This window comes from Serratia sp. JUb9 (genome assembly GCF_014298095.1).
Taxonomy (GTDB): Bacteria; Pseudomonadota; Gammaproteobacteria; order Enterobacterales; family Enterobacteriaceae; genus Serratia_B; species Serratia_B rhizosphaerae.
In genome coordinates this window covers 2,725,004-2,737,629 of sequence record NZ_CP060416.1, presented here as the reverse complement: position 1 = coordinate 2,737,629, position 12,626 = coordinate 2,725,004, and the positions used below count along the sequence as shown (strand labels likewise).

Below are 12,626 nucleotides of genomic sequence, written 5' to 3'. Positions count from 1 at the left end.
GCACAGCAAAAGGAGCTTGATGGTGCCGTTCGCTAATCGACGTCAATTTCTTAAACTCGGTGCACAAACCGCAGGAGCCGTTATCGCCATGACTTCACTGCCTAACAGTATCCGCCTTGCCATGGCGGGCGCACAGCCGCCCGCGGACGATCAGCTGTGGCTGGAACCCTTGCAGGGGAGCGAAGCGCTCAACTGGGTCAAACAGCAGAATCAGCGCACGCTGCAGCAGTTTGCGCAGGGCAGCGCCTTTCCGCAGTTGGAAAAACAGGTGCTGGATATTCTGAATAAAGAGACGCAGATCCCCTGGGTCACCAAATTTGGCGACTATTACTACAACTTCTGGCAGGACCAGAAAAATCCGCGCGGCCTGCTGCGGCGCGCCACGCTGGACGAGTACCGCAAGCCGCAGCCAGTCTGGGAAACGGTGCTGGATATCGATGCGCTGGGCAAAGCGGAAGGGAAAGAATGGGTGTATCACGGTTCGCAGTCGCTGGAGCCAGAACATCGCTATTGCCTGATTAATCTGTCGCCGGACGGCGGCGATGCGGTGGAAGTGCGCGAGTTTGATTTACACAACAAACGCTTTGTCGAGCAGGGGTTCCGCCTGCCGGCGGCGAAAAGCGTGGTGTCCTGGGCCAGCGCCGACGAACTGTTCGTCGCCACCGATTTCGGCAGCGGCTCACTGACCCAGTCCGGCTACCCGCGTACGGTGAAGCGCTGGCGGCGGGGTACGTCGCTGGACAGTGCGGAAACGTTGTATCAGGCGCAGCCGGAGGATATGCGCGCCTATGCGTATCACGACGATACGCCCGGTTTTGAGCGCGACTATATCGTGCGCATGATCGACTTCTATCGGCAGGAAACCTTCTTGCTACATGCCAACGGCGAACAGCAGCGTATTGAGGTGCCGTCTGATGCGGAGATCAACAGCCACCGCGACTGGCTGCTGATTAAACCGAGAAGCGACTGGCAACTGGAGGGGCGGACTTATCCGGCCGGCGCGCTGCTGGCAGCCAAATTCGACGACTATCTGGCCGGCAGGCGGAAGCTGGAAGTCCTGTTTACCCCCAGCGCCAACCAGGCGCTGAGCGACTATAGTACGACGCGCGACCACCTGATCGTCGGCATTATGCAGGATGTGGCCAACCGCCTGGAGGTGCTGACGCCGCAGGGCGACAGCTGGCACTCCCGGCCGCTGGGCGTACCGGTCGAATTGAGCACCGTCGCCGCCGGCGGCATTGACAATAAGACCAATGATTATTTCCTGACGGTCAGCGGATTCCTGCAGCCGACGTCGCTGTATCTGGGCAGTCTGGACGATGAGGACGAACCTGAACTGCTGAAGCAGGCGCCGCAGGACTTTGCCGCCGATAAGTATCAGGTCAGCCAGCACTTTGCGACGTCGCAAGACGGCACGCGAGTGCCGTATTTCCAGGTGGCGCGTAAAGGGCTGCGGCTGGACGGCGATAACCCGACGCTGCTGTATGGTTACGGCGGCTTCGACGTTTCCCTGTTGCCGAGCTATCTGGGGGCGCGCGCGCCGACCTGGCTGGAGCGGGGCGGCGTGTATGTTATCGCCAATATTCGCGGCGGCGGCGAGTACGGCCCGGCCTGGCACCGGGCGGCGCTGAAGCAGAACCGCCATCGCGCCTATGAGGATTTTGCCGCCGTGGCGCAGGATTTGATGGACAGAAAAGTGACATCGTCACGCAGGCTGGCGGCGCGCGGCGGCAGTAACGGCGGCCTGCTGGTCGGCAATATGCTGACGCACTATCCGCAGCTGTTCGGTTGTATCGTCTGTGAGGTGCCGCTGCTGGATATGCGGCGCTACACCAAGCTATCGGCCGGTGCGTCGTGGATTGCCGAATACGGCGACCCGGATAAGGCGCAGGAGTGGGAATATATCCGCACCTTCTCGCCGTACCATAACCTGAAGGCGGCCGTTGCCTATCCACCGGTGCTGTTCCTGACCGCCACCAGCGACGACCGGGTCAATCCGGCCCATGCGCGTAAAATGGCGGCGCGTATGCAGCAGATGGGCTATCAGCAGGCGTACTTTTATGAAAATACCGCCGGCGGCCACAGCGCCGCGGCGGATAAGCAACAGTCGGCGTTTAACGCCGCGCTGGTCAGCGAGTTCCTCTGGCACAGCCTGAACGGCGCAGGCTAGGCGGTAGGGTAAACGACAGCACAAAAAAGCCGGTCAGTTGACCGGCTTTTTTGTGCGTCAGAAGCAATCAGTGGCTGGCGGAGGTCGCCGGCGCTTTCTGCGTGGCGTCCTCGGGGTTGTCCAGCGTCATGCGGTGCAGCTTCGGCGCGGTCAGCATCATCAGGATGGCGATCACCCCGGTCGCGATGCCGATCTGCAGGAAGACGTGGCTGTAAACCGCCAGTGAAGCGTGAGCGTCGTTAAGCTCGCCGGCCGGCGTTGCGGTCAGACCGGCCACTTTACCGGCGATCAGCGCGGCGGCGGCGGTGGTCAGGAACCAGGAGCCCATGATAAAGCCCATCAGACGCTGTGGCACCAGCTGCGCCACCATCGCCAGACCCAGGCCGGAAATCATCAGCTCGCCGATGCTCTGCAGCGCGTAGCTCAGAATCAGCCAGTTAACGGATACGATACCGGCGTCGTTAGCGAAGCTGGCGCCCCAAGGCAGCACCAGGAAAGCGCCGGAACACAGGATCATGCCGAAGGCGAATTTGTGCGGCATCGGCAGGCGGTCGCCCATTTTATTGTACAGGGCCGCCAGAATCGGGCTGGCCACCATGATCCAGAATGGGTTCAGCGCCTGATACTGTTCCGGTTCAAAAGGAATGCTCAGAATGCTGTGCTCCACGTTATGGATCGCAAAGAAGTTCAGCGAGGTCGGCATCTGGGCATACAGCACGAAGAACACCACCGCTTCCAGCATCAGCAGGAAGGCGACGATCATCTTGCGGCGCGCGGCGCCCTGCATGGTGAAGGTCTCTTTGGCGAACACCAGCACGATGCCGGCAGAGATAATCGCCAGCGCCCAGCGGGCGATCGTCTGGTTGTGCAGCAGCCAGGTGGAGATGGCGATCAGCGCCACGATGCCTACCAGCACCATCAGCAGCTTCGGCAGGTGCAGCGGCTTGAAGTCCGGCTTGGAGCCGTGCTGCTTCACCCACTTCTTGCACATCATAAAGTTGACCAGAGTGATCAGCATACCGACCACGCTCAGGGAGAAGGCGACGCTCCAGCCATATTTGGCCGCCAGCCACGGGGTAGCCAGCATCGACATAAAGGAACCGATGTTCACCGACATGTAATACATGGTGAAGGCGCCGTCCAGGCGCGGGTCATCTTTCTCATAGCAGGTGGACAGCAGCGAGGACGGGTTGGCCTTGAACAGGCCGCTGCCGACGGCGATGGCCGCCATACCGAGGTAAACCCAGAAAATATCGTGGCCGGAGTAGGCCACCATGGCATAACCGGCCGCCAGCACCAGCGCTCCCAGCACGATGACGCGTTTGGTGCCGAGCACTTTATCCCCCAGCCAGCCGCCGATGGCGACAAAGCCATAGACCAGGGCGCTGAACGAGGAGAACAGGGTGATGGAGTCGGCTTCGCTCAGGCCGAGCATCTTGACCAGATACACCGCCATGATGCCCTGCAGGCCGTAGTAGCCGAAGCGTTCCCAGAGTTCGATAGAGAAGATCAGGTAGAATGCTTTCGGCTGCTTAAAAGCATTAAGGCTGATGTCTTCCGGGTGTTTGTTGTTTGCTGTTGACACAAGTACCTCGATTTTTCACAACCCGTCATAAGTGACAGGAAAATACAAAAGGTGATGCCGAAAGCATCCTTCTGCGTTGTTATAAGATGGGATGACGGCGGTTAATGTTCACTATCTTTGTCAACCTGGCAAGCTCTTTGTCATATTCGGTTACATATAACGACGAGGCAGGGAAACAACTATGTTGCAAATGTTATGCAGAATTAACGTTTGAGTTTTTTTGATTTGCCGAGCTTTTGTTTTGTTTAAAAGATATCCAGGCCGCATCTAGTGATATGTTCTGCTATTTGGATTTTTTTTAGACCATATCAATGGGTGTGGGTGATAATCTGTTGCAATGTCATGCATATCGCTTGTTTTGCGGAATTATAGAAATCTCGCAAAACTTGTAGCCAAGTTGTGAATGCATTGTTTAATCTGAATCGTGATACAGGCCGCAATTTTATGCTAATTTTTCGCTTGAAATTAAGTGGAATATCAGATTCTGCGGAAATCCACGATCTTGCCGAGGTTAATGCTGCGCAATATCACATTTTTGATAAAAAAGAGGCGTCAATAGGGAGAGGCCGGACGTGGTATGCGCCCGGCGGCAGATCAGGCGTCTGGGTAGACTTTTTCTTTATATTCGCACAGGTCTTCAATCAGGCAGGAGCCGCAGCGCGGCTTACGCGCGATGCAGGTATAGCGCCCGTGCAGAATCAGCCAGTGGTGGCAGTCGACCTTGAACGCGGCCGGCACCACCTTCAGCAGCTTCTCTTCAACCTGGTCGACATTTTTGCCCGGTGCGAAGCCGGTGCGGTTGCTGACGCGGAAAATATGGGTATCGACGGCGATGGTCGGCCAGCCGAAGGCGGTATTCAGCACCACGTTGGCGGTTTTACGGCCGACGCCGGGCAGCGCTTCCAGCGCCGCGCGATCTTCCGGCACCTCGCCGTCGTGCTGTTCCAGCAGAATGCGGCAGGTCTTAATCACATTCTCCGCCTTGCTGTTAAACAGGCCGATGGTCTTGATGTACTCTTTAACGCCGTCCACGCCCAACGCCAGCATGGCCGCCGGCGTATTGGCTACCGGATACAGCTTGGCGGTGGCCTTGTTGACGCTGACGTCGGTGGCCTGCGCCGACAGCAGCACGGCGATCAGCAACTCAAACGGCGTGCTGAATGTCAGCTCGGTGGTAGGGTGCGGGTTGTTGTCACGCAGCCGGGTCAGTATTTCCAGGCGTTTTTGTTTATTCATGAGGCTTTCTCTGGCTCTCCGTGCTCCGGCGCCGCGTCGGCGATTGCCTGCGCCTTGCGCGCTTTCATCTTCTCATCAATCACATATTTCGCCGCCAGCATCAGCCCGAGGCCGATAAAGGCGCCCGGCGGCAGCATCGCCAGCAGCAGCGGGCTGTCGAAATGCACCACTTCAATACGCAGCACCTTGGCCCAGTTGCCCAGCAGCATATCGGCGCCGTCAAACAGTGTACCGTTGCCGATCAGCTCACGCATTGAACCGAGCACGAACATCGCGCCGGTGGCGCCCAGGCCGATAAACAGGCCGTCGATCAGCGCCAGGTTGACCGGTTTTCTGGCGGCGACCGCTTCGGCGCGGCCGACCACGATGCAGTTGGTGACGATCAGCGGAATAAAAATCCCCAGCGACTGGTACAGGCCGAAGGCATAGGCGTTGATCAACATCTGCACGATGCTGACCGCGGCGGCGATAATCATCACATAGATCGGGATACGCACTTCACTCGGCACCAGCCGCCGCAGGGCGGAGATGGAGCCGTTGGTGATCATCAGCACCAGCGTGGTCGCCAGCCCGAGGCCGAGGGCGTTGGTGGCGGTGGAGGTCACCGCCAGCAGTGGGCACAGCCCCAGCAGCTGCACCAGCGCGGAGTTGTTCTTCCACAACCCCTGAATCATTAACTCTTTTGCTTCACTCATTGGCTGCTCCACAGGCAGGTAAGTGGTCAAGTTTAGTCGGCAGCGTCTCCATATACAGCGCGGTACGGCGCACGGCGTTGACTACCGCGCGCGGCGTGATGGTGGCGCCGGTGAACTGGTCAAACATACCGCCGTCCTTTTTCACCGCCCAGCGCTTATCATCCGGCCCTTCGATCTTCTGGTTGCTGAAGAAGGTGATCCAGTTGCTGAGGCGCAGCTCGATTTTATCACCCAGGCCCGGCGTTTCATGGTGTTCAACCACCCGGCTGCCGAAGACGGTGCCGCTGAAATCAGCGCCGACCAGCAGTTTTATCGCGCCGGAGTAGCCGTCCGGCGCAGTGGTTTCCAGCGCGGCGCCCACCGGTTTGCCCTGTTTGCGCGCCAGATACAGCCGGTGTGCGGCCGTGTCACCCAGCGCCGGATCGCTGACCAGATAGCACTCCGTCTGCATATCATTATCGTAATGTTCAGGCGGCAGCACCTGATCGAGCAGCGTTTTTTGCTGCAGCGCCGCCTGATGGGCGATGGTTTTCTGGGTTAACGCATTGACCACCGCGGTCATACCGGTGGTGGCTGCGGCGAACAAGGCCAGCGTGGTGCCATGCTTGCGCATTGATTTTAGCATGATGGCTCCTTAGCGATGGCCGTAAACACGCGGCTGCGTGTAGTGATCGATCAGCGGCACGGTGATATTGGCCAGCAGTACCGCGAAGGCCACGCCGTCCGGATAGCCGCCGTAAACGCGGATCAGCCAGACCAGCACGCCGATCAGCGCGCCATAGATCAGGCGGCCTTTCGGCGTGGTGGAGGCGCTGACCGGATCGGTGGCGATAAAGAACGCGCCGAGCATGGTGGCGCCGGAGAACAGATGGATCAGCGGTGACGCCTGATGCGCCGGGTCAAGCTGCCAGGCGAGGGCAGAGCACAGCGCGATGGCGGCCAGCATGCTGAACGGAATCTGCCAGTGAATCAGCTTGCGTCCCAGCATAAACAGCCCGCCGGCGAGGAAACCGAGGTTCACCCACTGCCAGCCGATGCCGGCCAGCGCGCCGCCGAATATCGGCGTCTGCAGCACCTGTTCTACCGAATGGCCGCTGCGCAGGCCGGTTTTGAAGCCGTCCAGCGGCGTGGCCTGGCTGACGCCGTCAACGCCCAGTTGCAGCTGGTGTAGGGAGAGTCCCTGGCTGGTCTGGCCGCTGAAAATACTCAGCAGCACATCGTGAAACGGTAACCCTTCGGCGCGCAGCGCTTCCGGCGGCAGCCAACTGGTCATCTGTACCGGGAAGGAGATCAACAGTACCACGTAGCCGACCATCGCCGGGTTGAACGGGTTTTGTCCCAGGCCGCCGTACAGCTGCTTGGCGATCACGATGGCGAACAGCGTGCCGATAACGGCCATCCACCACGGCGCCAGCGGCGGCAGGCTGATGCCGAGCAGCAGGGCGGTGAGCAGGGCAGAGTTGTCGGCCAGTCGGGCGCGCACCGGCTGTTTGCGCAATGCCAGCACGGTGCCTTCCGCCAGCAGGGCGGTGGCCATTGCCAGCGCCGTCTGTACGAGAGAACCATAGCCGAAGAACCAGATTTGCGCGCCCAGCCCCGGAATGCACGCCAGCATCACCCAGAGCATAATGCGGCTGGTACTCTGCTGATTGTGGGTAAAAGGGGAACTGGCGATATGTAAGCCTTTGGTGGCAGACTGTTTTACCGGCCTAAACTTCATAGAGTCACTACACCTGTTTGTCCCGCCATTATGACAGGATTACTTTATCAATAACTTGCCGTCAGTTTAATGTAAAAACAACGACTTAAATTCATATCCCGCAGGGCCGCCGAGTGTGGGGCGGTGCCTGCGCGCGGGTAAATATGGGGGCTCTCAACGCGATGGCGTTGTCAGAAAGCCCGGTATCCGGCCGTGCGGCTTCCTGCCGAATGAACAGAACCGGCGTAGTTTACATTGAACAGCGCGCTATCACTATTATCTGTCACATTGTTTTTCATTTCTTTCGGCCGTATCCAGGGCTGAGGCCCTGTGCCGCCGAGGGCGTTGCACCGGGGAGGAGAATGCTTTACGCGATATTCCAGCGTGGATTTTAAAACCTGTTCCCAGCGCAAAAACGCCGCAGCAATGATCAGGACACGGGGCGTTTGACCGCCATTTTTCGCATTATTCATGCCATACTGTGGTTTTATTCAGCAACGTTTTGCGTTAGCTTAATCCTAGACAATACGGGGGCGCAGTATAAAATCGCGCAGAACCTAATCCCACAATCCTAACATGTTATTTTGGGTACATTTTTTCGCACAAAATATCAACCATGATATAATGTATACAGGTTACTATCCCGAGTCTTACTAAGTTAGTGAATTGATAATAATGACGAATGAAGACATATTTTTTATTGAAGAGCTGATCGAGTGGGTTGAAATACATCTGGAAACACGCCCGAACCTGGATGAAGTGGCACGCATCTCCGGTTACTCCAAATGGCATCTGCAACGTAAATTCAAGCGCATCACCGGCATTCAGCTGGCGACCTATATCCGCTCGCGTATCCTGACCCGTGCGGCGGTGGCCCTGCGCATTACCCACCGCTCAATTATCGATATCTCTGACGAACTGGGCTTCGATTCACAACAAACGTTTACCCGCATGTTTAAACAGCGCTTTGGCACCACGCCAAACCGCTACCGTTCCATGGAAAAATGGGACGTAAAAAATCTGATGCCGCGCTTTAGCTTCGAGGCGCAGTATGACAAAGGCTACTACCCGGAAGTCAAACGGCTGACGCTGCCGGAAATGCAGCTGGTCGGTTTTTCACGCCAGCTGGATTTTGAAGAACAAGAGATTGAGCACGACTCCTGCATGGCGATGAAAGATGAAATCTTCAACGACTTTTTCAAGGGGCTGGACGTCGGCTGCCGCAAGGTTTACAGCATCTACTCCGCCCGGCTGCAACATGAGGGGCTTTGTTCCGGCATCCATTCGATGGCGGTCGAGGCGCAGCACCGTAAGGATATTGTGTCCGGTCATCATACCGACAATATTACGCTGCCGCCGCGGGAATATATCTCAATAACCCATAAGGGCTCGGCCAAAGAGTGCATCCAGTTTTTTGCCTACCTGAGCACTCATGTGATGCCGGGTTTGCGTCATGACGTGAAGGGCAGCGTGGAGATGGAGATTATCGAGATTAACGAATGGCAAATGGATGCTAAACTGCGTCAGATTGACGTTGACTATACCTACCTGATTTCTATCGACTAATTTCACACGCCGGCTGGCAATCCGTTTACTCAGGGTTGCGTACGCCGCGTGGGGAACCCCGCACCTTCACGATCTTTTCTCTACCCTTTATCTTGTGTATGCGACGAAGTAAAAACGCCTCGCGCTACGCGAGGCGTTTTGGTCAGGACTGTTTTTCCGTTTCTGCCTGCTGAGCGGCTTTTTTGGCCTTCACACGGGCGATGGCGGCAGCGACGGCGGCCTTGCGCGGATCGGCATCGCTATCCGCTGCGGCAGGGGCCGGCGTTTCAACCGATGCGACGTCCGGTTGCTGAGCGGCTTTTTTAGCCTTCACACGGGCGATAGCGGCGGCAACGGCGGCCTTGCGCGGATCGGCATCGCTGTCCGCTGCGGCAGGTGCCGGGGTTTCAACCGGTGTATCGTCGGCCTGCTGTGCAGCCTTCTTGGCCTTCACGCGGGCGATAGCGGCGGCAACAGCGGCTTTGCGCGGATCGGCATCGCTGTCCGCTGCGGCAGGCGCCGGGGTTTCAACCGGCGTATCGTCGGCCTGCTGTGCAGCCTTCTTGGCCTTCACGCGGGCGATAGCGGCGGCAACAGCGGCTTTGCGCGGATCGGCATCGCTGTCCGCTGCGGCAGGCGCCGTGGTTTCAGCCGGCGCGCTGTCGGCCTGCTGTGCAGCCTTCTTGGCTTTGGCGCGGGCGATGGCGGCGGCAACGGCGGCCTTGCGCGGATCGACATCGCTGTCCGCTGCGGCAGGCACCGGCGTATCGTCGGCCTGCTGGGCGGTTTTCTTGGCTTTTACCCGCGCCAACGCGGCGGCAACGGCAGCTTTACGCGGATCGTCAGTCTCAGCGGCATCAACCGCAGGCACGTCAACCGTCTGCTGCTGCGCTTTGCGTTCCCGCGCCTGCGCTTTGCGCGCCTCGCGGGCGGCGATGGCGGCGCTGTTATCCGGCGTAGCGCCCGGTTGTACTTCACCGGTCGCCGCATCGTTTTTACTGCGTACGCGCGCCAGCGCCGCCTGAACGGCGCTTTGGTCGTTATCGGTCAACTTGACCGCCGCCTTCTTGTGGCGCTCTTCACGCGCCAGTTTCTCGCGTTCCATACGCGCCTGTTTGGCTTCGTAACGTGCTTTGGCTTCGGCGGCGCGCGCCGCTTCCTGATCGATCGCCTTGATTTCCGCCTTTTCCTGGCGGTAATACTGCACCAGTGGGATATTGCTCGGGCACACATAGGCGCAGGCCCCGCACTCGATACAGTCAAACAGATTATGCTGGCGCGCCTTGTCGTGCTCCTGGCCGCGACTGAACCAGTACAGCTGCTGTGGCAGCAGCCCGGCCGGGCAGGCGTCGACGCACAGCCCGCAGCGGATGCAGGACTGTTCCGGCTCCTGCGGCGCCATTTCATCCACGGTCGGCGCCAGCAGGCAGTTGCTGATTTTCACGATCGGCACGTTGAGCGCGGGCAGGGTGAAGCCCATCAGCGGGCCGCCCATCACCACCATCTGCTGGCTTTGCGGCCGGAAACCGGCGAATTTCAGCAGATGCTCCACCGGGGTGCCGATGCGCGCCCACAGGTTACCCGGCTGGCTCAGTGCCTCGCCGGTCAGCGTCACCACGCGTTCGATTAACGGTTCGCCGTCGACGATGGCGCGTTTAATGGCGAAGGCGGTGCCGACGTTCTGCATCAGCACGCCGATGGCGGAAGAGTGTTTGCCATGCGGCACTTCTTTGCCGGTCAGAATCTTGGTCAGCTGCTTGGCGCCGCCGGAAGGGTATTTGGTCGGGATCACCCGCAGACCGATGCCCGGATGCTCGCGTAGCGCTTCTTTAAGAGCGGCGATGGCCTCCGGTTTATTGTCTTCGATGCCGATCAGCGTGGTTTTAGGCTGCAGCAGATGACGCAGGATATCGGTGCCCTGCAGAATTTCTTCCGCGCACTCGCGCATCAGGCGGTCGTCGGCGGTGATATAAGGCTCGCACTCGGCGGCGTTGAGGATCAGCGTTTCGACGCCGTGGGCGCCGCCCTGCAGTTTGCTGGCGGTCGGGAAACCGGCGCCGCCCAGGCCGGCAATACCGGCCTGATGGATGCGCCGGAGCAGCTCGTCGGCGTCCAACTGGCGATAGTCGGCCGCCGGCTGACGTTCACACCAGCGGTCTTCGCCGTCAGGACGGATAATCACGCACAGTTCGGCCAGCCCGGACGGGTGGGCGGTGATATGCGGTTTGATGGCGATCACCGTGCCGGAGGTGGGGGCATGTACCGGCAGGGTACGGCCGCGGCCCATGGTCAGCGGCTGGCCTTTCAGTACGCTGTCGCCGGCCTGCACCAGCAGTTCGCCTTCCGGCCCCAGGTGCTGCTGCAGCGGGATGATAAAGGTGTCGGGCAGCGGTGCCGTGCGCAGCGGCGCGCCGCTGGACTGCGTCTTCATTTCAGGTGGATGGATCCCGCCGTCGAAATCCCAAATGCGATCTTTTTTAAAGGCGGTGAACAGATTAAACATGTTGCTCCACGTGAATGACTTGCACCGGGATGGTCTTCATATCCCATTTCCAATTGGCGGTGGTGGCGGCGACCGGGATCATTTCAATACAGTCGGTCGGGCACGGCGCGACGCACAGATCGCAGCCGGTGCACTGATCGGCAATAACGGTGTGCATGGCGCGGGTGGCGCCGACGATGGCGTCTACCGGGCAGGCCTGAATACATTTGGTGCAGCCGATGCAGTTGGCTTCATCGATAAACGCCACTTTACGCACCGGCTGGGCGACTTCCTCACCGCCGTCCAGCGGCTGAGGCTCGACGTTGAGCAGTTCGGCCAGTTTCAGCATTACCTGCTCGCCGCCCGGAGCGCATTTGTTGATCATCTCGCCGTTGGCGACCGCCTCGGCGTAGGGGCGGCAGCCGGGATAACCGCACTGGCCGCACTGGCTCTGCGGCAGGATCTCATCGATCTGCTCGGCAACCGGGTCTTCTTCCACCTCAAAACGGCGCGCGGCAAAACCGAGCACCACGCCAAACAGCAGCCCGAGGGCGCTTAATGCCGCAACGGCAATCCACAACGCGCTCATTAGAATTTCACCAGACCGGTAAAGCCCATAAAGGCCAGAGACATCAGCCCGGCGGTGATCAACGCGATGGACGAACCGCGGAACGGCGCAGGTACATCGGCAACCGCCAGACGTTCACGGATGGCGGCGAACAGCACCATCACCAGCGAAAAGCCCGCCGCGGCGCTAAAGCCGTAGACGGCGGACTGCAGGAAGTTGTAGCCCAGGTTGATATTGAGCAGCGCCACGCCGAGCACCGCGCAGTTGGTGGTAATCAGCGGCAGGAAGATGCCTAACAGACGGTACAGCGCCGGGCTGGTTTTACGCACCACCATTTCGGTGAACTGCACCACCACGGCGATTACCAGGATAAACGCCAGCGTCCGCAGGTAAATCAGATCGAGCGGCACCAGAATAAAGGTGTTGATCACCCAGGAGCTGATAGACGCCATGGTCATTACAAAGGTGGTCGCCATGCCCATGCCGATGGCGCTCTCCAGCTTCTTGGAGACGCCCATAAACGGGCAGAGGCCAAGAAACTTCACCAGGACAAAGTTGTTCACCAGCACGGTGCCGACAAAAAGAAGCAGGTATTCGGTCATTGCAACGCCTAAAAAAAGAAAAGCCGCTTATTATCGGAAATCAG

11 protein-coding genes are annotated in these 12,626 nt (G+C 59.1%); 2 read left to right on the top strand and 9 right to left on the bottom strand.

Annotated elements, in window-relative coordinates:
- Positions 1-88 precede the first annotated feature (88 nt).
- On the top strand, positions 89-2,170 hold the full coding sequence (locus tag HF675_RS12935) for a prolyl oligopeptidase family protein (RefSeq protein WP_187043146.1): 2,082 nt from the start codon (positions 89-91) through the stop codon (positions 2,168-2,170).
- A gap of 67 nt (positions 2,171-2,237) precedes the next feature.
- On the opposite strand, the gene dtpA is transcribed toward HF675_RS12935, so the two are convergent.
- The 6 genes from dtpA to HF675_RS12905 form a co-directional block, all read right to left on the bottom strand.
- Positions 2,238-3,755, bottom strand: coding sequence for a dipeptide/tripeptide permease DtpA (gene dtpA / locus HF675_RS12930; protein WP_105231023.1), 1,518 nt, complete (start codon positions 3,753-3,755; stop codon positions 2,238-2,240).
- Between the two features lie 594 nt (positions 3,756-4,349).
- A complete protein-coding gene (gene nth / locus HF675_RS12925) occupies positions 4,350-4,991 on the bottom strand; it encodes an endonuclease III (protein WP_105231024.1) in 642 nt (213 codons plus the stop codon).
- Entirely contained in the window at positions 4,988-5,686 is a 699-nt protein-coding gene (locus tag HF675_RS12920) for an electron transport complex subunit E (protein WP_105231025.1), read from the bottom strand. Before HF675_RS12920 ends, nth begins: the two co-directional genes overlap by 4 nt.
- Positions 5,679-6,311 carry an electron transport complex subunit RsxG gene (gene rsxG, locus HF675_RS12915; RefSeq protein WP_111737154.1) on the bottom strand — a complete coding sequence of 211 codons (633 nt, stop codon included), beginning with the start codon at positions 6,309-6,311 and terminating at the stop codon, positions 5,679-5,681. The genes HF675_RS12920 and rsxG overlap by 8 nt, the downstream gene beginning before the upstream one ends.
- 9 nt (positions 6,312-6,320) lie before the next feature.
- Positions 6,321-7,406 carry an electron transport complex subunit RsxD gene (rsxD, locus tag HF675_RS12910; protein WP_187043145.1) on the bottom strand — a complete coding sequence of 362 codons (1,086 nt, stop codon included), beginning with the start codon at positions 7,404-7,406 and terminating at the stop codon, positions 6,321-6,323.
- 170 nt (positions 7,407-7,576) lie between these two features.
- Positions 7,577-7,858 carry a hypothetical protein gene (locus HF675_RS12905; protein ID WP_187043144.1) on the bottom strand — a complete coding sequence of 94 codons (282 nt, stop codon included), beginning with the start codon at positions 7,856-7,858 and terminating at the stop codon, positions 7,577-7,579.
- Positions 7,859-8,060: 202 nt separating this feature from the next.
- Between HF675_RS12905 and HF675_RS12900 the strand changes: the two genes are divergently transcribed.
- Positions 8,061-8,951 carry a helix-turn-helix domain-containing protein gene (locus HF675_RS12900; RefSeq protein WP_105231028.1) on the top strand — a complete coding sequence of 297 codons (891 nt, stop codon included), beginning with the start codon at positions 8,061-8,063 and terminating at the stop codon, positions 8,949-8,951.
- Between the two features lie 142 nt (positions 8,952-9,093).
- On the opposite strand, the gene rsxC is transcribed toward HF675_RS12900, so the two are convergent.
- The 3 genes from rsxC to rsxA are packed head-to-tail and all read right to left on the bottom strand — an operon-like array spanning position 9,094 to position 12,582.
- Entirely contained in the window at positions 9,094-11,433 is a 2,340-nt protein-coding gene (gene rsxC, locus HF675_RS12895; protein ID WP_187043143.1) for an electron transport complex subunit RsxC, read from the bottom strand.
- Complete coding sequence (rsxB, locus tag HF675_RS12890) at positions 11,426-12,001, bottom strand: electron transport complex subunit RsxB (RefSeq protein ID WP_105231030.1); 576 nt, start codon at positions 11,999-12,001, stop codon at positions 11,426-11,428. The genes rsxC and rsxB overlap by 8 nt, the downstream gene beginning before the upstream one ends.
- Positions 12,001-12,582, bottom strand: a complete 582-nt coding sequence (gene rsxA / locus HF675_RS12885; RefSeq protein ID WP_015672219.1) for an electron transport complex subunit RsxA — start codon at positions 12,580-12,582, stop codon at positions 12,001-12,003. The genes rsxB and rsxA overlap by 1 nt, the downstream gene beginning before the upstream one ends.
- Positions 12,583-12,626 lie beyond the last annotated feature (44 nt).

Bases quoted from the DNA above. Each gene is read 5' to 3' on its own strand.
- rsxG (WP_111737154.1), bottom strand. From the start codon at position 6,311: ATGCTAAAATCAATGCGCAAGCATGGCACCACGCTGGCCTTGTTCGCC.
- rsxC (WP_187043143.1), bottom strand. From the start codon at position 11,433: ATGTTTAATCTGTTCACCGCCTTTAAAAAAGATCGCATTTGGGATTTC.
- nth (WP_105231024.1), bottom strand. From the start codon at position 4,991: ATGAATAAACAAAAACGCCTGGAAATACTGACCCGGCTGCGTGACAAC.
- rsxB (WP_105231030.1), bottom strand. From the start codon at position 12,001: ATGAGCGCGTTGTGGATTGCCGTTGCGGCATTAAGCGCCCTCGGGCTG.
- HF675_RS12905 (WP_187043144.1), bottom strand. From the start codon at position 7,858: ATGAATAATGCGAAAAATGGCGGTCAAACGCCCCGTGTCCTGATCATT.
- HF675_RS12920 (WP_105231025.1), bottom strand. From the start codon at position 5,686: ATGAGTGAAGCAAAAGAGTTAATGATTCAGGGGTTGTGGAAGAACAAC.
- HF675_RS12900 (WP_105231028.1), top strand. From the start codon at position 8,061: ATGACGAATGAAGACATATTTTTTATTGAAGAGCTGATCGAGTGGGTT.
- rsxA (WP_015672219.1), bottom strand. From the start codon at position 12,582: ATGACCGAATACCTGCTTCTTTTTGTCGGCACCGTGCTGGTGAACAAC.
- HF675_RS12935 (WP_187043146.1), top strand. From the start codon at position 89: ATGACTTCACTGCCTAACAGTATCCGCCTTGCCATGGCGGGCGCACAG.
- rsxD (WP_187043145.1), bottom strand. From the start codon at position 7,406: ATGAAGTTTAGGCCGGTAAAACAGTCTGCCACCAAAGGCTTACATATC.